Origin of the sequence: Plantactinospora veratri (assembly GCF_036421995.1) — a bacterium.
GTDB classification, from domain to species: Bacteria; Actinomycetota; Actinomycetes; order Mycobacteriales; family Micromonosporaceae; genus Plantactinospora; species Plantactinospora veratri.
On record NZ_JAZGQL010000006.1, the window covers coordinates 1 to 21,545 of the forward strand.

20 protein-coding genes are annotated in these 21,545 nt (G+C 73.3%); 10 read left to right on the plus strand and 10 right to left on the minus strand.

All coding sequences use genetic code 11. The annotated features are described in order from the left end of the window. Positions 1–582: 582 nt before the first annotated feature. From V1634_RS09420 to V1634_RS09445, 6 genes are all read left to right on the plus strand, one after another. Positions 583–1,671 carry an S-(hydroxymethyl)mycothiol dehydrogenase gene (locus V1634_RS09420; RefSeq protein ID WP_331207373.1) on the plus strand — a complete coding sequence of 363 codons (1,089 nt, stop codon included), beginning with the start codon at positions 583–585 and terminating at the stop codon, positions 1,669–1,671. Continuing rightward, positions 1,671–2,300 (plus strand): MBL fold metallo-hydrolase, encoded by a 630-nt coding sequence (locus V1634_RS09425; protein WP_331207374.1) that lies wholly within the window; start codon positions 1,671–1,673, stop codon positions 2,298–2,300. The genes V1634_RS09420 and V1634_RS09425 overlap by 1 nt, the downstream gene beginning before the upstream one ends. 233 nt (positions 2,301–2,533) lie before the next feature. Continuing rightward, entirely contained in the window at positions 2,534–3,454 is a 921-nt protein-coding gene (locus tag V1634_RS09430; RefSeq protein ID WP_331207375.1) for an ABC transporter ATP-binding protein, read from the plus strand. Continuing rightward, positions 3,451–4,257 carry an ABC transporter permease gene (locus tag V1634_RS09435; RefSeq protein ID WP_331207376.1) on the plus strand — a complete coding sequence of 269 codons (807 nt, stop codon included), beginning with the start codon at positions 3,451–3,453 and terminating at the stop codon, positions 4,255–4,257. Before V1634_RS09430 ends, V1634_RS09435 begins: the two co-directional genes overlap by 4 nt. A 61-nt stretch (positions 4,258–4,318) precedes the next feature. Further along, complete coding sequence (locus V1634_RS09440) at positions 4,319–5,455, plus strand: sensor histidine kinase (RefSeq protein ID WP_331207377.1); 1,137 nt, start codon at positions 4,319–4,321, stop codon at positions 5,453–5,455. Continuing rightward, positions 5,452–6,084, plus strand: coding sequence for a response regulator transcription factor (locus tag V1634_RS09445; RefSeq protein ID WP_331207378.1), 633 nt, complete (start codon positions 5,452–5,454; stop codon positions 6,082–6,084). The genes V1634_RS09440 and V1634_RS09445 overlap by 4 nt, the downstream gene beginning before the upstream one ends. Positions 6,085–6,122: 38 nt before the next feature. Here the strand turns inward: V1634_RS09445 and V1634_RS09450 are convergent, their stop codons facing one another. The 3 genes from V1634_RS09450 to V1634_RS09460 all read right to left on the minus strand — a co-directional run bounded on the left by V1634_RS09450 (position 6,123) and on the right by V1634_RS09460 (position 8,385). Then, entirely contained in the window at positions 6,123–7,409 is a 1,287-nt protein-coding gene (locus V1634_RS09450; protein ID WP_331207379.1) for an ArsB/NhaD family transporter, read from the minus strand. Positions 7,410–7,500: 91 nt separating this feature from the next. Beyond that, on the minus strand, positions 7,501–7,959 hold the full coding sequence (locus V1634_RS09455; RefSeq protein ID WP_331207380.1) for a CBS domain-containing protein: 459 nt from the start codon (positions 7,957–7,959) through the stop codon (positions 7,501–7,503). 153 nt (positions 7,960–8,112) lie between these two features. Continuing rightward, entirely contained in the window at positions 8,113–8,385 is a 273-nt protein-coding gene (locus tag V1634_RS09460; protein WP_331207381.1) for a hypothetical protein, read from the minus strand. Positions 8,386–8,671: 286 nt separating this feature from the next. On the opposite strand from V1634_RS09460, the gene V1634_RS09465 reads away from it, so the two are divergent. Further along, on the plus strand, positions 8,672–9,724 hold the full coding sequence (locus V1634_RS09465; RefSeq protein WP_331207382.1) for a sensor histidine kinase: 1,053 nt from the start codon (positions 8,672–8,674) through the stop codon (positions 9,722–9,724). Between the two features lie 2 nt (positions 9,725–9,726). After that, positions 9,727–10,383, plus strand: a complete 657-nt coding sequence (locus tag V1634_RS09470) for a response regulator transcription factor (protein WP_331207383.1) — start codon at positions 9,727–9,729, stop codon at positions 10,381–10,383. Between the two features lie 9 nt (positions 10,384–10,392). Here V1634_RS09470 and V1634_RS09475 read toward each other — a convergent pair whose 3' ends face one another. Further along, positions 10,393–12,138 (minus strand): copper resistance CopC/CopD family protein, encoded by a 1,746-nt coding sequence (locus tag V1634_RS09475; protein WP_331207384.1) that lies wholly within the window; start codon positions 12,136–12,138, stop codon positions 10,393–10,395. 213 nt (positions 12,139–12,351) lie between these two features. Between V1634_RS09475 and V1634_RS09480 the strand changes: the two genes are divergently transcribed. After that, positions 12,352–14,391 carry a prolyl oligopeptidase family serine peptidase gene (locus V1634_RS09480; RefSeq protein WP_331207385.1) on the plus strand — a complete coding sequence of 680 codons (2,040 nt, stop codon included), beginning with the start codon at positions 12,352–12,354 and terminating at the stop codon, positions 14,389–14,391. A gap of 189 nt (positions 14,392–14,580) precedes the next feature. Here the strand turns inward: V1634_RS09480 and V1634_RS09485 are convergent, their stop codons facing one another. Continuing rightward, positions 14,581–15,081, minus strand: coding sequence for a MarR family winged helix-turn-helix transcriptional regulator (locus V1634_RS09485; RefSeq protein WP_331207386.1), 501 nt, complete (start codon positions 15,079–15,081; stop codon positions 14,581–14,583). Between the two features lie 143 nt (positions 15,082–15,224). Between V1634_RS09485 and V1634_RS09490 the strand changes: the two genes are divergently transcribed. Beyond that, the gene (locus V1634_RS09490; protein WP_331207387.1) at positions 15,225–16,310 is read left to right on the plus strand and encodes an epoxide hydrolase family protein; all 1,086 of its coding nucleotides are present in this window, start codon (positions 15,225–15,227) and stop codon (positions 16,308–16,310) included. A 124-nt stretch (positions 16,311–16,434) separates the two neighbouring features. Here V1634_RS09490 and V1634_RS09495 read toward each other — a convergent pair whose 3' ends face one another. The 5 genes from V1634_RS09495 to V1634_RS09515 form a co-directional block, all read right to left on the minus strand. Then, complete coding sequence (locus V1634_RS09495) at positions 16,435–17,409, minus strand: TIGR04222 domain-containing membrane protein (protein ID WP_331207388.1); 975 nt, start codon at positions 17,407–17,409, stop codon at positions 16,435–16,437. 72 nt (positions 17,410–17,481) lie between these two features. Next, complete coding sequence (locus tag V1634_RS09500; RefSeq protein WP_331207389.1) at positions 17,482–19,587, minus strand: hypothetical protein; 2,106 nt, start codon at positions 19,585–19,587, stop codon at positions 17,482–17,484. A gap of 95 nt (positions 19,588–19,682) precedes the next feature. Next, positions 19,683–20,015, minus strand: a complete 333-nt coding sequence (locus V1634_RS09505; protein ID WP_331207390.1) for a PadR family transcriptional regulator — start codon at positions 20,013–20,015, stop codon at positions 19,683–19,685. Positions 20,016–20,102: 87 nt separating this feature from the next. Beyond that, the gene (locus V1634_RS09510) at positions 20,103–20,741 is read right to left on the minus strand and encodes a LysE family translocator (protein ID WP_331207391.1); all 639 of its coding nucleotides are present in this window, start codon (positions 20,739–20,741) and stop codon (positions 20,103–20,105) included. 2 nt (positions 20,742–20,743) lie between these two features. Further along, positions 20,744–21,490 carry a metallophosphoesterase gene (locus V1634_RS09515; RefSeq protein WP_331207392.1) on the minus strand — a complete coding sequence of 249 codons (747 nt, stop codon included), beginning with the start codon at positions 21,488–21,490 and terminating at the stop codon, positions 20,744–20,746. Positions 21,491–21,545 lie beyond the last annotated feature (55 nt).

Sequence of the window (21,545 nt, forward strand, 5' to 3'; positions counted from 1 at the left end):
GCGGCGTGTCGAAAGGAAAGAAACCCGAAGAAACTCGGGGAAAGACACCTCACCGGCACGGGCGGGCGGCCTGTCATGCTCGGACCGCTCCCGCTACCGGGGTGCCAGGGGGATGTAACCGCGGCCGGCGCCCCGTCATTCCCGGGGGGCCAGCCACCCACCCGCAGACCCGGGGGGACCGCTGCTGCGGACGTACGCCAGGTATAACCACCACCCCCGACCCGGTGTTCCGCGATCCGCCCCCACCGCCCACCCGATCATGACCAAAAACCGGACACCCGGTCGGAGACAGGACGTCCGGGCCGGGTGTTCTCCGCCCTGCCCCTCCCCACCAGCGGTCCATGCCGCGAATCGGCCCGGCCGCGACGAATGTTGCCGAATGTCCGCCGTCCCGATCGGTGCGAACGCCGCCCCGGGCTGCCAGACTTCCTGGTGCGCTCCGCCCGCTCCCGGCCCGGCGCCGCGCTGGACCGCCCGCCCGCGCCATCCGGTGCCGTTCCGGACGGCGGGCGAGCCTGGCCGGCAGGCTGGACGGCCGTGACATGCTACGGCGGACCGGGATCGAGATCTTGAGGAGGCAGCGTGAGCCAGGAAGTACGCGGCGTCATCGCCAGGGCCAAGGGTGCGCCGGTCGAGGTGGCCACCATCGTCGTACCGGATCCCGGCCCGGGTGAGGCCGTGGTGCGGGTGCAGGCCTGCGGCGTCTGCCACACCGACCTGCACTACCGCGAGGGCGGCATCAACGACGACTTCCCGTTCCTGCTCGGGCACGAGGCCGCCGGGATCGTGGAGCAGGTCGGCGCAGGGGTGACCGACGTCGAACCGGGCGACTTCGTGGTGCTCAACTGGCGGGCCGTCTGCGGCAACTGCCGGGCCTGCCGGCGCGGCAAGCCGTGGTACTGCTTCGCCACCCACAACGCGGCGCAGAAGATGACCCTGACCGACGGCACCGAACTCTCCCCGGCACTCGGCATCGGGGCGTTCGTGGAGAAGACCCTGGTGCACGCCGGGCAGTGCACCAAGGTCGACCCGGCGGCCCGGCCGGCCGCCGTCGGGCTGCTCGGCTGCGGCGTGATGGCCGGGCTCGGCGCGGCGGTGAACACCGGCGGCGTCACCCGGGGCGACTCGGTCGCGGTCATCGGCTGCGGTGGCGTCGGCGACGGCGCGGTCGCCGGTGCGGCGCTGGCCGGCGCGACCACGATCATCGCGGTCGACACCGACCCCCGGAAGCTGGAGTGGGCCAGGGGCTTCGGCGCGACGCACACCGTCGACGCCCGGCAGACCGACCCGGTGGAGGCGATCCGGGAACTGACCGGCGGCTTCGGCGCGGACGTGGTCATCGAGGCGGTCGGCCGACCGGAGACGTGGAAGCAGGCGTTCTACGCCCGCGACCTGGCCGGCACCGTCGTGCTGGTCGGGGTACCCACCCCGGAGATGAAGGTGCCCGAACTGCCGCTGCTCGACGTCTTCGGCCGGGGCGGCGCGCTCAAGTCGAGCTGGTACGGCGACTGCCTGCCGGACCGGGACTTCCCGATGCTGACCTCGCTCTACCTCCAGGGTCGGCTGGACCTGGACGCCTTCGTCACCGAGGAGATCGCCCTCGACCAGGTGGAGGACGCGTTCGGCAAGATGCACCACGGCGACGTACTGCGGTCCGTGGTGATCTTCTGATGGCGGCCCGCATCGACCACGCGGTCACCTCGGGAACCTTCTCGCTCGACGGCCAGACCTTCGATGTGGAGAACAACGTCTGGGTGGTCGGCGACGACACCGAGTGCGTGGTGATCGACGCGCCGCACGACGTGGACGCGATCCTGGCCGCCGTCGGTGGCCGGCGGGTGCGGGCGATCCTGGCCACGCACGCGCACGACGACCACGTACGCGTCGCGCCGGAGCTGGCCGAGGCGACCGGTGCCCAGGTGCTGCTGCACCCGGCCGACCGGGTGCTCTGGGACATGGTGCACCCGGAGGTGCCGCCGGGCGGGGAACTGGCCGACGGACAGTCGATCGAGGTCGCCGGCACCACCCTGGAGGTCCGGCACACGCCCGGGCACAGCCCGGGAGCCTGCTCGCTGTACGCGCCCTCGCTCGGGGCGGTCTTCACCGGCGACACCCTGTTCCAGGGCGGTCCGGGGGCGACCGGGCGGTCCTACAGCGACTTCGGCACGATCGTCGAGTCGATCAGGCAGCGGCTGTTGAGCCTGCCGCCGGAGACGGTGGTGCACACCGGGCACGGTGCGAGTACCACCATCGGCGACGAGGCGCCGCACCTCGACGAGTGGCTGGCCCGGGGCCACTGACCCTCTCTCGTCCCGGCCGGAGCCACCCGTTCCGGCCGGGACGCCCCGGGGCGGCGGCAGCGTCGAGGACCACCCCGCGCGGCGGGGCCGACGGTCGCCGGGCGAACCCGGACCGGGCGGGCCTCGGCGGCGAGCCGACGGTTGCCGGTCGCCGGCACCGCTGACAATTGTCATGGTCAGGTCGTGACGCGCGGGCCGGCCCGGCCGGCCCCGCCGCCCGCAGCATTGCGGGTATGCCGACAACCGTCCCTGCGGTCGAACTGACCGACCTCACCAAGTCCTACGGCGCGGTCACCGCCGTCGCCGGGCTCAGCCTGCGGATCCGCCCCGGCGAGGTGGTCGCCTTCCTCGGCCCGAACGGGGCCGGCAAGACCACCACCATCGACATGCTGCTCGGCCTGGCCCGGCCCGACCGGGGCACGGTACGGGTCTACGGCCAGTCCCCGGACGACGCGGTGGCGCTGGGCCGGATCGCCGCCGTGTTGCAGACCGGCGGGCTGCTGAAGGACATGACCGTCGCCGAGACGGTCCAGATGACCGCCAACCTCTACCCGCAGGCCCGGCCGGTCGCCGAGGTGCTGGACCGGGCCGGTATCGCCGACATCGCCGGCCGCCGGGTCGGCAAGTGCTCCGGTGGCCAGCAGCAGCGGCTGCGTTTCGCGATGGCGCTGCTGCCCGACCCGGACCTGATGGTGTTGGACGAACCGACCACCGGGATGGACGTGGAGGGCCGGCGCGACTTCTGGACGGCGATCCGCCGCGATGCCCGGGGCGGCCGGACCGTACTCTTCGCCACCCACTATCTGGAGGAGGCCGACGCGTACGCCGACCGGATCGTGCTGATCCGGCAGGGGCGGATCGTCGCCGACGGCACCACCGCCGAGGTGAAGAACCTGGCCGCCGGCCGGCTGGTCCGGGCCACCCTGCCCGGGGCCGACCAGGTACAGCTCGCCGGACTGCCCGGCGCCGACTCGGTCGAGGTGCGCGGCGACACCGTACTGGTGCAGGCCAGCGACTCGGACGAGGTGGCCCGGCACCTGTTGACCCGTACGGCGGCCCGGGACGTGGAGATCACCGCCCGCAACCTTGAGGACGCCTTCCTGGCCCTCACTACCGGCACCCAGACCGACGACCTACAGGGGAGCCTGCGATGAGCACCGAGACGATGACGACCGGCGCGTCGAGCGTCGAGCCGACGATCCGACGCCGGCCCGCGATGGGTGGCTTCAACCTGCCGAACCTGGTGCTGGAGATCCGCCGGGTACTGCGCAACCGCCGTACCCTCGTCTTCATCCTGATCATGCCGGCGGTGTTCTTCCTGCTCTTCGGCCTGCCGAACAAGGGACAGACGCTGGCCGGCGGTGCGCAGGCGACCGCGTACATCATGATCAGCCTCGCCGTGTACGGCGCGATGGTCGCCACCACCAGCGGCGGCGCGATGGTCGCGGTGGAGCGGGCCCAGGGCTGGAGCCGGCAACTGCGGCTGACCCCGCTGCGCCCGGCCGCGTACGTCGCCACCAAGGTGGTCACCGCGATGGTGCTCGGGCTGCTCGCCGTACTGGTGGAGTTCGCCGTCGGCGCGTTCTCCGGGGTCAGCCTGCCGATGCACGTCTGGCTGCTCGCCGGGCTGGCGGCCTGGCTCGGTTCGCTGGTCTTCGCCGCCCTCGGCCTCTTCGTCGGCTATCTCGCCCCGGCCGAGAACGTCATGCAGTTCATGGGCCCGATCCTGGCCATCCTGGCGATGTTCGGCGGGCTCTTCGTGCCGCTGGAGGTCCTGCCGCAGGTGATGCAGCAGATCGCCAGGTTCACCCCGGTGTACGGCGTCGGCGAACTCGCCCGCAGCCCGCTCACCGGTTCCGGTGACACCGCCGGGGCGGTGCTCAACATCGTGCTCTGGACCCTGGCGTTCGGGTTCGGCGCGAGCCGGCTCTTCCGCCGGGACACCGGCCGGGTATGAGACGACAACAGCGGCCGACTTCGGGCCGGCCCGCCCGGCGGGGACGGTTAGCGTGTCCGGTGTGACCGTCGTACGCCCGGGCACGCCCTTCGGCCTCGGCCGCCGCTCCCGGTTCGGCTGGCTGGTCGCCGTGGTCTGGCTGGTCTACCTGGGGCAGCCCTTCGGCACGGTCTGGGACCATCCGCCGGGGCTGGTGCGGGACCTGGGACTCGCCACGCTGGTGGTCTTCGGCGCCGGATACCTGGCGATCTTCGTCTGGCTGCGCCGGGCGGTCTGGCAACGCCGCCGGATCCCGCCCCGGCAGGCGGCGGCCGCGCTGGCCGGGCTCTTCCTGATCGGTACCGCCACCATCCCGTCGGCCGGCGGGGACTGGCTGGTCACCCTGGTCTACGTCTCGGCGGCGGCGGTACTGCTGCTGCCGGCCCGGGCCGCGTTCGGCCTGGTGGTCGTACTGGCGGCGGTCCCGGTGGTCAGCCCGCACTTCGTACCGGCCTGGGAGCCCGAGTCCGGGGTGGCGTTCGCGGTGCTGCTCGCCGCGTTCGCGGTCTTCGCCTTCAGCCGGCTGGTGGAACGGCAGGCGCAGTTGATCGCCGCGCAGCAGGAGATCCGCCGGCTGGCGGTCGCCGAGGAGCGGGCCCGGACCGCCCGGGACCTGCACGACATCCTCGGCCACTCGCTCACCGTCATCGCGGTGAAGGCCGAGCTGGCCGGGCGGCTGTTGGAGGTGGACCCGGGGCGGGCCGGCGGCGAGGTGGCGGATCTGGAGCGGTTGGCCCGGGAGGCGCTGGCCGACGTGCGGTCCACCGTCGGGGCGTACCGTGAGGTCACCCTCGCCACCGAGCTGGCCGGGGCCCGGACGGCGCTGCGCGCGGCGGGGGTGTCGGCGGAGCTGCCCGAGGCGGAGATCGAGCTGCCGCCGGCCCGCAGCGAGCTGTTCGGCTGGGCGGTCCGGGAGGGGGTGACGAACGTGGTACGGCACAGCGGGGCCCGGCACTGCGTCATCCGGGTCGGCCCGGACGAGGTCGAGGTGCGCGACGACGGTCGAGGGCCGCTGCCCCCGGAGGATCCGCAGGCCGGGCACGGGCTGCTCGGGCTCCGGGAGCGCGCCGAGCAGCTCGGCGCCCGGGTGGTGGTCGGACGCGGGCCGGACGGCCGGGGCTTCCGGCTCCGGGTCAGCTACCGCGCGGGTTCACGGTGAGCGCGCCGATCCGGCTGCTGCTCGCCGACGACCAGGCGCTGGTCCGGGGAGCCCTGGCGGCGCTGCTCTCCCTGGAGCCCGACCTGACCGTGGTGGCCGAGGTGGGCCGGGGCGACGAGGTGCTGGCGGCGGCCGTCCGCACCCGGCCGGAGGTGGCGCTGCTGGACGTGGAGATGCCCGGCCTGGACGGCATCGCGGTCACCGCCGCGCTCCGGGCCGAGCTGCCGGAGTGCCGGGTGCTGGTGGTGACCACCTTCGGTCGCCCCGGTTACCTGCGCCGGGCGATGGAGGCCGGCGCGGGCGGCTTCGTGGTCAAGGACACCCCGGCCCGGCAGCTCGCCGACGCGGTCCGCCGGGTGCACGCCGGGCTGCGGGTGGTCGACCCGACACTGGCGGCGGAGACGCTGGCCAGCGGGGTCAGCCCGTTGACCGAGCGGGAGACCGAGGTGCTGCGGGCCGCCCGCAGCGGCGGTACGGCGGCGGACCTGGCGCGCGGGCTGCACCTCTCCGAGGGGACGGTGCGCAACCACCTGTCGGCGGCGATCGGCAAGACCGGGGCCCGGACCCGGGCCGAGGCGGTCCGGATCGCCGAGGAGCACGGCTGGCTCCTCGGCGACCCGGACGATTGACCCGGCGCCGGGCGAATCGCTCCGGTGCCGGGCCGGCATCACATGAAGTACCGCAGCCAGACGTAGATCCAGGCGAGCACGGTACTCATGATCGTGACGATGATGCCGTAGCGGGTGAACTGCCAGAACGAGATCCGGTGACCGGTACGGGCGGCGATGCCGATCGCCACCACGTTGGCGCTGGCGGCGACCGCGGTGCCGTTGCCGCCGAAGTCCGCGCCGAAGGCGAACGCCCACCAGAGTGCCTGCCCGGTCTGCGGGTCCGGTGCCGTGGCGACCAGCCCCTCGACCACCGGTGCCATGGTCGCGACGTACGGGATGTTGTCGAAGAACGCCCCGAGCACCGCCGAGCCGAAGAGCAGCGCGGTGGCGGCGCCGAAGAAGTTGCCGTCCACCTGCTCGATCACCCACTCGCCGAAGGTGGTGATCACGCCGGTGTGCACCAGCCCGGCGACCATCACGAACAGCCCCACGAAGAAGACCAGGGTCGGCCACTCGACCTCGCCGAGGACGTCGGAGACGTCCATCCTGGACACCATCAGCATCACCCCGGCGCCGACCATCGCCACCACGGACGGGTCGACGTGCAGCACCGAGTGCAGCCCGAAGGCGACCACCACCAGGCCGAGCACCACCAGGCAGCGGACCAGCAGCCGTACGTCGGTGATCGCCCGTCGCTCCTGCAACGCCAGTACCGCCTCGACGTGCTCCGGGTTGTACCGGAACGACTTGCGGAACAGCACCCGGGTGAAGAGTACGAAGACCGCGAAGATCACCACGACGGCCGGCGCCATGTGCACCAGGAAGTCGGTGAAGGTCAGCCCGGCCCGACTGCCGATGATGATGTTGGGCGGGTCGCCGATCAGGGTCGCCGCGCCGCCGATGTTGGAGGCCAGGATCTCGGCGATCAGGTACGGCTGGGCCGGGATGTGCAGCCGGTTGCAGACCACCACCGTCACCGGGGCGACCAGCATGATCGTCGTGACGTTGTCCAGGAACGGCGAGGCGATGGCGGTGATCAGCATCAGCATCACCATCAGCCGGTACGGCCGGCCGGACGATCTCTTGGCGGCCCAGATCGCCAGGTAGTCGAAGAGACCGGTCTGTTTCAGCACCCCGACGATGATCATCATCCCGAGCAGCAGGAAGATGACTTTCCAGTCGATCCCCTCGTGCTCGGAGAAGTAGACCTCCGCCCCCGGCGCGAAGCCGAAGACCAGCATCGCGGCGGCGGCGATCAGCACCACCTTGACCTTGTCCACCTTCTCGGTGGCGATGAAGAAGAACGCCACCACGAAGATGACGAGCGCGGCGACGGCGCTCATCGGGCGTACTCCGCTTTGGGCGTGTCAGCCGGCGCAACCCTGCCGGAGTGGCCGGCCGCCGCACGACGCGCGGCGGCCGGCCGGGCCGGGGTCAGGTGTCGGAGTCGGCCACCGCGAACTCGGCGAGCACCCGGTCCAGGGTGATCGCCCCGACCAGTACCCCGGCGCCGTCGACCACCGCCACGAGCGGGCTGCGCTGTCGAGCCATCAGCGCGGCGACCTCCAGCAGCGTTCCGTCCAGGCCGACGGTGGTCACCCGGTCCGGTTCCCGGAACAGGCAGTCGCCCACGGTCAGGTTGTCCAGTTCCTCCCAGAAGAGGTCGGCGCGGGCCTCGTCGATGGTCCGGGCCAGTACCGGATCCTCCCGATAGGCCCTCGGCACCGCCATCCGGAGCACCTGGGTGCCGGGGAGCACCGTCTTTGGCCGGCCACGGTCGTCCACCACGATCATGCCCGGCAGCCGGCGAATCGCCATCAGCCGGACCGCCCGGGCCACCGAGTCTCGGACGGTCACCGTGGGTACCACCGCGGCGATCTGCTGCGCCTGCATTCCACCATCTCCCTGGGCGCGGGCCGGCATCGGCCGTCGCGCCGCAACGGTAGGGCCTGAGGGATTGTTCGACAACACAGCCTCCCGGTGACGACGGGTTTTCCCGCGGGCAGGGGGCCTGGCCGCCGTGGCGGCCGCGTGGGCGTACCGCGATCACGCGGATCCGCCGTGCAGCTCGGCGATACGGCGCTCCAGGCTGGCCAGCCGGTCTGCGATCGGTGCGCTGTGCAGCACCTCGGCGATCTGGTCGGCCTCGTCGTGTTCCAATGCGATCCGGTCCACCGGTACGTCCGGATCGTCCCGCCCGTACAGCAGCAGCGACCGCATGCCGGCCTGGTCCAGCAGTACGCCGAACCGCTGCCCGCCCCGGGTCAGGAAGTGGTGTACGACGCCGACGCCGGGAACTGTGGTCCGGGTGATGTCCACTGTGGCCTCGCTCGGGGTAGGGGCGGCGGGGCGGCGCCGTCCCGTACGCCGGCCGTGCTCGGGCTCGGTCGCAGGGGCTCGGATGCCGGTTCCGGTCTCGGTCTCGGGTTGGCCGCCGGTTCCGATGTCAAGAATTCGGGACGGCACCCCGGCCGACCATCGGGTGCGACACCCATCTGCGGTGGGGCGGAACATGCAGGTACCCGGGCCGCTGACCGGTCGCCGACCCCGGGGTTGGGTGTCGGATCAGGTGACAAAACAGCAACTCCCGGGCCAGGCTGGCAGCGTGACCGACACCGCTGACCGGGCAGCCGGCCCCGGACCGGACTACCCGGGACGATCCGGCGCTTCCGGCCGTCCCGGTCGCCGGGCACCCGCCCAGGCGCTGTTCCGCCGGCTGTTCCTGCTCAACGGCCTGGTCTTCACGGTCGGCACGCTGGTGCTCGCGCTCTCCCCGGCGACCGTCTCGTCGCCGGTGCTGCTGACCGAGATCCCGGTGCTGACCATCGGGCTGGCGCTGATCCTGGCGGCGAACGCCCTGCTGCTGCGGGCCAGCCTGGCCCCGCTCGACGCGCTCACCACGCTGATGCGCCGGGTCGACCTGCTGCGTACCGGTGACCGGCTGGTCGACGCCGGCAACGGCGACCTGACCAACCTGATCGAGACCTTCAACGCGATGCTCGACCGGCTGGAGGCGGAACGCAGCGCGAGCAGCGCGCACGCGCTCGCCGCCCAGGAGGGGGAGCGGCAGCGGATCGCCCGGGAGCTGCACGACGAGATCGGGCAGAGCCTCACGGTGGTGCTGCTCGGGCTGAAACGGGCGGTGGACCGCGCCCCGGCCGAGCTGCGCGAGGAGTTGCACGCGGTGCAGGAGACGCTGCGGGAGAGCCTCGACGACGTGGGGCGGGTGGCCCGGCGGCTCCGGCCGGACGTACTGGAGGATCTGGGGCTGCTCAGCGCGATGAACGCGCTGGCGACGGAGTTCTCCCAGGTCAGCGGGGTGCCGGTGGTACGCCGGTCGACGCCCGACCTGCCGGCGCTGAGCGCCGAGAAGGAGCTGGTGATCTACCGGATCGCCCAGGAGAGCCTGACCAACGTGGCCCGGCACGCCCGGGCCGGCCGGGTCGAGCTGTCGCTGCGGGCCGAGGCCGGCACGGTGGTGCTGCGGGTCGTCGACGACGGCCTCGGCGAGATCCACCGGGAGGGCGCCGGCATCCGGGGGATGCGGGAGCGGGCACTGTTGATCGGGGCCCGGCTGACCATCACCGGCACCCCCGGCACCGGCACCGAGATCCGGCTGGCCGTACCCGCCGACGACTCGGCGGAGAGGGAGGCGTGACCATGTCCGCGACCGTGACCCGGGTCCTGCTGGCGGACGACCACGCGCTGGTCCGCCGGGGACTGCGGCTGATCCTCGACGCCGAACCCGACCTGCGGGTGGTCGCCGAGGCGGCCGACGGGGCGGAGGCGGTGGAGGCGGTCCGGCACACCGAGATCGACCTGGTCATCCTGGACATCGCGATGCCGAGGATGACCGGTCTCCAGGCGGCCCGGGAGATCTCCCGGCGGGCGCCGGGGGTACGCATCCTGATGCTCTCGATGCACGACAACGAGCAGTACTTCTTCGAGGCGCTCCGGGCCGGAGCCTCCGGCTACGTGCTCAAGTCGGTCGCCGACCGGGACCTGCTGGAGGCGTGCCGGGCGGCGATGCGCGGCGAGCCGTTCCTCTATCCCGGCGCGATCACCGCGCTGATCCGGGACTACCTGCACCGGGCCCGGCAGGGCGAGAAGCTGCCGGAGAGCATCCTGACCCCCCGGGAAGAGGAGATCATAAAGCTGATCGCCGAGGGCAACTCCGCGAAGCAGATCGCCGAGGCGCTGGTGATAAGCGTCAAGACGGTCGACCGGCACCGCGCCAACATCCTGGCCAAACTCGGCATGCGGGACCGGATCGACCTCACCCGGTACGCCATCCGGGCCGGCCTGGTCGAGCCCTGACCCCGGGCCTCAGCGCACCCGAACCACGGTCCGCACCGTGGCCTGGTCGATCTCCGAGGTGCGTACGGTGAACCGCAGCTCCCAGTCACCGGGGATCGGAAAGCTCACCGCCCCGACCGCGTGGTGCGGCTCGACGCCCAGCATCGGGGTGTCGGTCGGCTCCACACCCTGGGCCGGCAGCGCGGCGGTCAGCGTCCACTCCACCGCCGGCAGCGGCTTGCCCTCCGGGGTGTAGACGTACGCGTGCACGGTGTTGTTCGGCCCGAGCTGCACCGGATAGATGTCGAACTGGAGGGTGTAGAGCGGCGAGCTGAGCGTCTGGGCGAAGGTGTCCGAGGCGGCGATCTCGGCCTCGATCCCGGCGTTGCGCCCGGGGGTGGTCTGCACCAGTACCGCGCTGACCCCGAGCACGACCAACCCGACCAGCACCTCCAGCCCGACCGTCCGGCGCAACCGCCGCCGTCCGGCCACCGCCGCCGCACCGCTGTCGCCGTTCCCGGCCGGGCGGGCGGGGGCGGTTGGCGGCGGCACGGCGCCGGCGGGTACCAGCAGTTCGGTCCGGGCGGTGGCGGGTGCGGGTGCGGTGGCCAGCGCGGCGGTCGCGCGGCGGCGGACCAGGCGGCGGGCGTACCCGGCGGCGCCGAGCAGCAGCGCCAGCAGCGCCACCTTGGCCAGTACCAGCCGTCCGTAACCGGTGCCGAAGAGCGCTCCGGGTGCGCCGATCTCGATCACCGCCTGCACCACCCCACCGGCGACCAGCCATGCCACCGCGATGCCGGCCCAGCGGGACCACACCGGCAGCACGACCGCCAGCACCCGGGGGTGGGCGCTGCGCAGCGGGAAGCAGACCAGCGTCACCAGCCCGCCGAGCCAGACCGACATGGCGGCCAGGTGTATGACGGCGGCGATGCCGCTGGCCAGCGGGGTCGGCGAGGCGGCGGCGTGCCCGGCCAGCGGCCAGGTCGCCAGCCCGGCCAGCCCGAGCGCGACCAGCAGCCCGACCCGGCCCCGGCCGGCCCGACCGGCCAGCACCGGCGGCAGCAGGGCAGCGACCAGCGCCAGGATGCCCAGCCTGGCGGCGAGCGCCAACCCGAAGTCCGAGCCGAGCACCTGCCACAGTTCGGCGGCGGAGACGTCCAGCAGTCCGGCGCCGCTGGTGTAGGGCGCCTGCGTCCAGAACCCGGCCAGGGTGCCGGCCGCGACCAGCGCCACACCGGCCCGGACCAGCCGTACGGCGCCACGGCGGGGCAGCCGGCGCGGCCAGAGCAGCCCGAGCAGCAGCGCCGGGCCGATCAGCAGGACCAGGCCGGCGTACCCGAGATATCTGGTCGTCGGCATCGCGACCTGGACGTCGGGGCGTACCGTCTCGTCGGCCGGCTCCGGCGGGGTGGCCGAGGCGGCGCCGACCGCGAAGGTGTAGCTCCCGGCGACCGGATGGCTGTCGGCGGAGATCACCCGGTAGCTGACCAGGTAGCTGCCGAGCGGCCGGTCGGCGACCCGGATCGGGATCCGCAGCGTGGCGTCCCGGACGCTGGCCTCCCCGTCGTTGATCCGCTTGCCGTCCGGGGCGAGCACCTGGGCCCGGCCGGGCACCAGGGCCACCGGTTCGCTGAAGGTGATCGTGACCTCGGTGGGGGAGAAGCCGAGTACGGCCTGCTGCTGCGGCACCGTGCCGACCACCGCGGCGTGCGCCGCCGCCGGCCTCGCCGGGCCGGCCAGCACCGCCACCGCACCGAACAGCAGCACCGCCAGCACGGCGCGCCCCAGGTGTAAGGAAGGGCCCCTTCTTATCGTTTTCTGTTGTAGCGGGGGCCCTTCCTTACACCTCAGTGCTGGCGCTTGGGCCGGTGGTACGGGTTCGAAGCGAGAACGTCCCACCTCAGTTAGATCGTTTTTCGGTGCCGGGAAGTTCAATCCGCCATCCGACTGAGTGGAAACTTTGTTCACCTCCTGTGGTAGGAACCCTGCGTGTCCTCGGATCTCGACGACGAATTCCGCTGGCTGGAGGCGGTCACCGGTCCCGAGGTGACCGCCTGGCTCCGTGCCCGCAACGCGGAGACCCACGACGCGCTGGCCGGCGACCCGGCGTTCGCCACGCTCGCCGCCGAACTGCGACAGGTGCTGGACGCCGCCGACCGGGTGCCGTTCGCGTACTGGGACGGAACCTACCTCTACAACCTCTGGAAGGACGAGGCCCACCCCCGGGGGCTGTGGCGGCGTACCACGCTGGAGGAGTACCGCCGGGCGGAGCCGAGCTGGGAACTGCTGCTCGACGTCGACGCGCTGGCCGCCGCAGAGGGCGAGCCGTGGACCTGGCAGGGTGCGATCGTGCAGCGGCCCGGATACCGGCGCTGCCTGGTCCGGCTGGCCCGGGGCGGCTCGGACGCGAGCGTGGTCCGCGAGTTCGACCTGACGACCCGGACCTTCGTAGCCGACGGCTTCTGCCTGCCCGAGGCGAAGAGCGACGTCGGCTGGATCGACGCCGACCACATCTACGTCGGCACCGACTTCGGCCCCGGCTCGCTGACCGCCTCCGGTTACCCCCGGATCGTCAAGCGCTGGCGCCGGGGTACGCCACTCGCCGAGGCCACCGTCGTCCATCAGGGTCGCGACGAGGACGTCTCGGTGTACGCGGTGCACGACCCCACTCCCGGCTTCGTCCGCGACTTCCTCGGCCGCCGGCTGGACTTCTTCCGCCGGGAGGAGTTCCTGCGCACCGCCGACGGCGAACTGGTCCGGATCGACGTGCCGGAGGACGCCGGAACCGACGTACACCGGGAGTGGCTGTTGATCACGCTCCGCTCGGACTGGAGGGTGGCCGACCGGACGTACGCCGCCGGCACGATCCTGGTCACCCGGCTGGACCGGTTTCTCGCCGGTGAGCGCGACCTGACCGTCGTCTTCGCGCCCGGCCCGCAGAGCGCCCCTGGCCGGCACGCCTGGACCCGGGGCCACCTGATCCTGAACACCCTGGTGGACGTGCGGAGTCGGACCGAGGTGCTCACCCCCGGCGAGGACGGCTGGCGGCGGCGTCCGCTGCTGGAGACCGCCGATCCGGCCGACGAGCGGCACGTCGTGATCGTCGACACCAACCCGGAGCAGAGCGACGAGTACCTGCTGGCCAGCACCGGTTTCCTGGCCCCGACCGCGCTGCACTACGGCACGGTCGGCGGCTCGACCGAGACGCTGAAGCGGGACCCGGCGTTCTTCGACCCGGCCGGGATGACGGTCCGGCAGTTGCACGCCCGGTCCGCCGACGGGACCCGGGTGCCGTACTTCCTGGTCGACCCGGCGGGTGACCCGACCGGGCCGACCCTGCTGACCGGGTACGGCGGTTTCGAGCTGGCCTGGACGCCGAGCTACAGCGGGATCATCGGCCGGGGTTGGCTGGCCAGGGGCGGCAGGTACGTGGTCGCGAACATCCGGGGCGGTGGCGAGTACGGGCCGCGCTGGCACCGGGCGGCGCTGCGGGAGAACCGGCTGCGGGCGTACGAGGACTTCGCCGCCGTGGCGACCGACCTGGTCGACCGGGGGATCACCGTGCCGGCCCGGCTCGGCATCGAGGGCGGCAGCAACGGCGGGCTGCTGATGGGCGTGATGCTGACCCGGTTCCCGGAGTTGTTCGGCGCGGTGGTGGCCCGGGTGCCGCTCTTCGACATGCGTCGCTACCACCTGCTGCTGGCCGGCGCCTCCTGGATGGCCGAGTACGGCGACCCGGACGACGAGGCCGACTGGGCGTTCCTGCGTGAGTACTCGCCCTACCAGAACGTCCGGCCGGGCCGGCCGTATCCGCCGGTCCTCTTCGTCACCTCGTCCCGGGACGACCGGGTGCATCCGGGGCACGCCCGCAAGATGGCGGCCCGGATGCGGAGCTACGGCTACGACGTCTCCTACTACGAGAACGTCGAGGGTGGACACGGCGCCGCCGCCGACAACGCGCAACTGGCGTTCAAGTGGGCGCTGATGCTCCGCTTCCTCTGGCGCCGGCTGACCGACCCGCCGCGCTGACCCGCCGCGCTGACCCGCCGCGCTGACCGGCCGCGCTGACCGGCCGCGCTGACCGGCCGCGCTGACCGGCCCGCCCGGCCTGTTCGGCCGTCCGGATGAGGCCCGGCGGGTTGGACGGGGTCGACCGGGACCGGGCGTCCGGCCGGTGCGGCGTGCGCCCCGGCTCGGTCGTAGGTGCGGCTCCAACGGTCAGTCGTCGGCGGCCGGGCTGCTCCGGTGGTGTTCGAGGAGCCGGGTCAGCAGCCGAGTCAACTGGTCGCGTTCGACCGGGGCGAGCGGGGCGAGCAGGTCGTCCTGGATCCGGGTCAGCCGCTGGTCCAGGCGGCGGAGCTGGCGCCGCCCGGCCGGGGTGAGGGTGATGACGTTGCGTCGCCGGTCGGTCGGGTCGGGGGAGCGTTCGACGAACTGCCGGTCGGTGAGGTCGTTGACCGCCGCCACCACGTCGCTGAGGTGGATGCCGCTGCGCCGGCCCAGGTCGGCCTGGCTGGTCGGGCCGACCTCGGCAAGGGTGAGCAGCAGCCGGTAGTGGTAGCCCCGGGAGTCGATCTCCGCGAACCCCTCGGTGACGAGTCGGTGGGCGTGCCGGGCGGTCTGGGTCAGCAGCCAGCTCGGCAGGCTGGCCAGCCGGGCGGGTGGTGTCAGGTCCGGCGGGCCGCCGACCTGTCGTCTCTCTCCGGTTGGGCTCTGCACGGTGACCACCCTAACAAATTCGTTCGGAGGACTAACGGTTTCGGTGCGTCGGCCCTACGATCGTTAGTGTGGCAAACGTTAGGGGCACTAATGATGTGTCGGAGCCCGCGACCGAGGTCGCGGCGTCAGGAAAGGACGACAGCATGATCAAGCCGTTCCGGATCGAGATCCCGGAGGCCGACCTGACCGACCTGGCCGAGCGGCTGCGCCGGACCAGATGGCCGGACCAGCTACCGGACGCCGGCTGGGACTACGGCATCCCGCTCGAACGGGTACGCGAACTCGCCGACCACTGGCGTACCGGCTACGACTGGCGGCGGCAGGAGGCCGCGCTGAACGAACTGCCGCAGTACACCACCGAGATCGACGGGCAGAACGTGCACTTCCTGCACCTGCGCGCCGCCGACCCGGACGCGCTGCCGCTGCTGCTCACGCACGGCTGGCCGGGATCGGTCGTCGAGTTCCTGGACGTGCTCGGCCCACTCGCGCAGGACTTCCACCTCGTCGTACCCTCCATTCCCGGCTACGGCTTCTCCGGGCCGACCCGGGAGCGCGGCTGGGACGTGCACCGCGTCGCCCGCGCCTGGGCCGAACTCATGCGCCGGCTCGGCTACCGGCGCTACGGCGCGCACGGCGGCGACTGGGGCTCGGCCATCTCCCGCGCTCTCGGCGAGTACGCCCCGGACAACGTCGTCGGGGTGCACCTCACGTACCTGCCGACGCCACCACCGCCCGGCTGGACCGGTGAGGCCGAACTGTCGGAGTCGGACCGGGAGCGGCTGGCCCGGATCCGGCAGTACGTCGCCCAGCGCCCCGGCTACATGGTGTTGCAGAGCACCCGTCCGCAGACCCCGGCGTACGCGTTGACCGACTCGCCGGTCGGACAGCTCGCCTGGATCGCCGAGAAGTTCACCGAGTGGGCCGACCCGGCCTCGACGATCCCGGTGGACCGGCTGCTCACCAACGTGATGCTCTACTGGCTCACCGGCACCGCCGGCTCGTCGGCCCGGCTGCACCGGGAGAGTCCGGTCGGGCCGCAGGGCTGCCCGGTGCCGGTCGGGGTGGCCGTCTTCGCGCACGACATCACCCGGTCGATCCGGAGCTTCGCGGAGCGGACCTATCCCGTCGTCCGGTGGACCGAGTTCGACCGGGGCGGCCACTTCGCCGCGCTGGAGGTGCCGGAACTCCTCGTCGACGACGTCCGGGCGTTCTTCTGGGGGCTCCGCTGACAAGTCCTCGCTGACACCTCACCGGGCACCTCACGGGGCGCCTCGCCGCAGTGCCGTGGCAGCCGGTCGCCGGGCCCCCACTCCCGACGACCGGCCCGCCCCGGCTGGTCGCTGGCACCCCAGGTCAGCTACCGCCGCCTCCGCCCCCGCAACCGCCGCCTCCGCCCCCGCAGCCGTGCCCGCCACCACTGTCGGAGCCGAACCCGCCACCACTGTCCGAGCCGAAACCGCCGCCGCTGCACACGAAGCCGCCGCTGCCGCCCGAGTCGCCGCTCGACCCGCCGGCCGTGGCGACACCGAGCCGCTGCTGTATCCCGGCCTCGGCGGCGAACTCCGGGTCCGCCGCCCAGAACGCCGCCGGGCCGAAGAGCGCGACCGACATCGCCGCGCCGGTCGGACCGTAGGTGCTCCAGGCCGGCCGCTGGGCCGGGGACAGGTGCGCGTGTTCGGTACGCAGCGCGCCCAGCGCCCAGTCGCCGGCCCGGGTACGCACCGGCGGGCGGCGTCCCAGCAGCACGGTGGCGACGCCCAGCCCGACCAGGACGAGCACCGACGGCAGCCAGGGCTCGCCGGTCGAGACCTCGGCGAGCAACCGGAGTACGCCGAGCAGCAGCACCGCGCCGAGGAGCCAGGTCTGCCCGCGAAGCGCCCGCAGGATCTCGGCGCCCGGCATCAGGCCGGCCCTCTCCAGTCCGGTACGCAGCCGGGACAGTTCCATCGCCACGCCCGAGTCCCAGGTCAGCTCCCGCGGCCTGCGGCGCTGCCCGGCGAAGCGGTGCACCGCCGCCTCCAGACCGCTCGCCCCGACCGGTCGGTCTCCGGCGACCACCAGGTAGCGGTCCGGGGCGGGACCGATCGCGATCGCACCGGCGTTGCGCAACCCGGCCAGGGCGGTGCAGACGGCGAGCCGCTCGCCGCCGTTGAGGTACCCGACCTGGCCGGCGGTCAGCGTCGAGGTGCGTACGCTCTCCGGCCCGGCGAGGAGTTGCCGGCGCCGTACGGTGGCGTGCCCGAAGACGACCACCGCGAGGAGGAGATAGCCTGCCAGGAAGGTCGACGCGCTGATTCCCCAGGTCACGTTGCTCGGATCAAGAGTCATGGCCCTGTCCCCGTCCACTCAGGCCGAACGTTCTTAGATTGTGCGGCCGGGACGGCGCGGTAGTGCCGTTGATCACTGTTTCTTGACCGAAGCTTGCGGGTGCGGGTGCGGGTGCGGGTGCGGGTGCGGGTGGGCGGAGGTCCGATCCACCCGGACGGCGAGCACCACAGCCAGCACGGCGGCGAGCAGTACCGCGCCGGGCAGGTAGGGCAGGCCGTCCACCGGCCGGCCGTAGTCCGCGGCCCGCAGCAACGGCTCGCCGAGCAGCGGAGCGAGGGCGAGTTGCGCGTACGCCGACGGCAGCCCGAGCAGCACGGCACCGACACCGAGGGCGCCCCACCGCCAGGCGGTTCCGGCGCGTCGGCGCAGGACCATGGTGGCGAGCGCGACAGTCAACAGGACCGGTCCGAGGGCAGCGGCGAAACCGACCCCGCCGACGGCGCCGCCACTGAGCCCACCGAGGAGGGCCATCAGCAGCGCCGGCAGGCCGACCAGGGACGCGGCGACCGGGACCGGCAGCGGATTCGCGCGTACGGCGAGCGCGGTCGTCCCGGCCAGCACCGCGAACGCGGCGGCGGTGAGTGCGGTGCCGACCGGATACCCGGCCGGAGTCAGCTCTCCCGGCCAACTCGCCCGGAACAGCAGCGCCGGAGCGCAGAACGCCGCCACCGCCGACACCCAGGCGAGCCGGCGCCGTACGACGTGTTCCGGGATCCGCGCCTGGTCATCCTGTCCGCTCCGGCCGGCGAGGGTGCCGCCGAGCCACCAGCCGAGGGACAGCACCGCCACGCCGACACCGACGACCCCGGGCAGCAGGCCGGGCCGGGCGAGGTCGGCGGCGTCGAGTACCGAGTCGACGGCGAGCAGCAGCGCGGCGGTGCAGAGCCCGGGCACCAGCACCGCTGCCCGGGGGGCGGCCAGCACCAGCAGCCCGAGCACGGCGAGCACGATCCCGGCCTGGCGCAGCTCCTGGGCGCGCAGATGCAGTTCCCAGCTCTGCACCTCGTCGACCGCCGCCACCTCGGTCAGCCCCGGCGTGAGGACCGTCGCCGCGTACCCCCACAGCCCCAACCCGGCCGCCGCGACCGCCACCCCGAAACCCGGCCGACCGGCGACCGGCGTCCGGGCGCCGGAGGGGGCGGGCGAGGTGGGCGAGGTGGGCGGATCGGCCGCGCGGGCGGCTCGACCCGGCCGGCGGGTCCCGGTCGCCGCCGTGCCGAAGCAGAGCGCGAACGCCGTGCAGGCGAGCAGCGGGCGCAGGGTGTTCGCGACGATCATGACGACCATCTCCGACGCCACGTAGGCCTGCTCGACCCGGCCGAACCGGACCCCGCTGCCGTGCGGGTCCAGCAGGCTGAGTGGGAACCACCACGGGGCCGTGCCGAAACTGAGGTCCTCCGCCACCGCCGCGTGTCGGCCGGCGACCATCGCGACCAGTTCGAGTACGAGCAACCCGCCCGCGCCGGCGAGCAGCGTCGCCGCGCGGCGGCGTCCACGGTGGACGAGCCAGCCGGCCGTACCGGCGAGCGGTGCGACGAGTACGCCCCAGAGCAGCAGTGCCGGGACCGGCTCGGACGCCAGGACGGTGACGCCCGGCTGCGGTGCCGGGCCGGAGTGCGCGACGGTGTGCAGGGCCACCGTGCCGGCGGCCATCACCAGCGGGGCCAGCACCGCCGGGCCGGCCACGCCGAGCCGGGTGTGCCGGGCCCGGCCGACCGGCAGCCGCCGGCCCAGCCATCCGCCGAGCCAGCCGGCGACACCGGCCCCGACGGCGAGACCGGCGACCGAGGTGAGGTTTCCGGCCCAGTCGATGCCGCCGGAGATGCTGGGACCGCCGGGGTCTCCCCGGGTCAGGGTCAACACGGTCGTGCCCACCATCTCGAGCACGCCGATCAGCACCTGGCAGAGCAGCACCGCGCCGAGCAGTGCCAGCGGCGTTTGCAGGGCCCTGCCGGCGCCGGGCAGCAGCTCCCGCCAGCCGCGCGGTACCCCGTGCCCGTCCTCGCCCGGCGGCGAACCGGCGAGGCTGATCGCGAAGCGGAGTTGCCGGGTGGCCCGGGTCAGCGGCCCGGAGGCCGGGTCGGCGCGGATCGCCGCCAGCTCGGCCCGCCACTCCGGCAGCATCCCCAACTCGGCGGGCCACCGCCGGGCGGCGATCCGGAGCAGGGCGTCGGCCACCGCCGGGAGGCCCCTGCCGCCGGTGCCGGGCTCGTTTGCGCCGTCCGGCGGGGGAGGAGGGACGGTCCCGGGCTCATCCTGGTCGGCCGGGTGGTTCATGCCGGTCTCGGCTGCTGGCCGGCTCGCCGGGTCGCGCCGCCGAGCTGGCGGTGCAGCAGGGCGAGTTCGGTGCGGGCCCGGGCCAGACCGTCCGGAGTGAGCCGGTAGTAGCGTCGCGCGGGCCGGCCCGCCTCGACCGGGTCGATCTCCTCCCAGGCCGAGTCGACCCAGCCGGCCCGTTGCAGCCGGACCAGGATCGGGTAGAGGGTGCCGCTGGGCAGCCCGGTCGTGCCGATCAGGTCCAGCCCGTAGCGGTCTGTCGTCGGATCCTCGACGAACGCGGCGAGCACCCTTGCCACCGCGGTGGTGACCCGCACCTCACTGCCCATGCTCGGAACTCTACATAGGGGGGTGCGGGATGTCACGGGTCGGGGGAGCCGGCAGAGTCACCGAGCGCGGTGACGGTCGACCGGCGCTCAGCTCACCGCCGTACGGACGCCGAGGGCCACCAGGATCGCCCCGGTCGCCCGGTCGAGTGCCCGGCGGACCCGTACGGTGCGCAGCAGTCGGGCGGCGGCGCCGGAGATCACGGTCCAGCCGGCCAGCCAGCAGCCGGCGAGGAGCGCGTGCGCGGTGCCGAGTATCAGCATCGGGACCAGCACCGGTCCCCGCACGTCGAGGAACTGCGGTGCCAGGGTCAGGTAGACGGCCGCCGCCTTCGGATTGAGTACGTTGCCGAGAAATCCCTGGAGGTACGGGTGGTGCCCGCGCCATGGCAGCCGCCGGGCCCGGTGCGCCGGGGGCTCGTCCCCGGTGCTCGGCCGGCGGCGGGTCGCCGAGCGGAGCAGCCACAGCCCGAGGCCGACCAGATAGCCGGCACCGAGCAGCTTGACCAGCAGGAACGCCTGCGAGGAGCGGAGTACCAGCGCGGCCAGCCCGACGGCGGCGAGGAGGGCGTGCACGTAGAGGCCGCTGAGGGTACCCAGGATCACCCACCAGCCCTGCCGACGCCCACCGGCGGTGACCCGCGAGACGACCAGGGCCAGGCTGGTCCCCGGGGTCGCGGTGATCGGCGCGACGGCCGCCAGGAAGCCGAGTACGGCGATGCCTCGCACGCTCAGATGACGACCCGGTAGTGCGTGGTCAGCAGGCCGGCGTCGTCGTAGACGTGGAATGCCACCCCGGGCGGCTGGGTCGGGTCGAGCAGCGCCCCGTCGCCCTCCCAGGGCAGCCGGAGCGTGGAGGCGACGCCGGGGGCGATCCGCAGCGGCCGGCCGGCGAAGGTGCTGGCGGCGGGGGTGTGGAAGTGCCCGGTCAGTACCGCGACGACCTGCGGGTGGGCGGTGAGGAGTTCGGCCAGCGGCTCGGCCGGGAGCAGCCGTATCGAATCGGCGATCGGATGGTGCAGGGCGATCGGCGGGTGGTGGAAGGCGACGAAGACCGGCGTCCCGGCCGGCGTCGAGCCGAGTTCGTCGGCGAGCCAGCCCATGGTCTCCGCGTCGAGGTGCCCGTCGTCGCGGCCGGGCACCGACGAGTCGGCGAGCAGGAAGACCGCGCCGGCCACGTCGTGCCGGCTGTTGATCGGGCCGGTCCCGCCGGCCGCGTCGCCGAGCAGACCCTTCCGGTACGCCTCCCGCACGTCGTGGTTGCCGGGGCAGACCAGCACCGGCAGCGGCGAGGCGAGGAGCTTTGCCGCGATCTCGTATTCGGCCACCTCGCCGTGGTCGGCGACGTCCCCGGTGACCAGGATCGCGTCGACCGGTCGTGGCAGGGCGTGCAGGTAGTCCATCACCCGGGCGGTCCGTTCCGCCGACCGGGGATGACTGTCCAGGTGCGTGTCGCTGAGGTGGGCGATGACGAGCACTCGATTTCCCCCTAATGGTTACTCGCACTGCAACCATTAGGGAGGCTACCCTGGG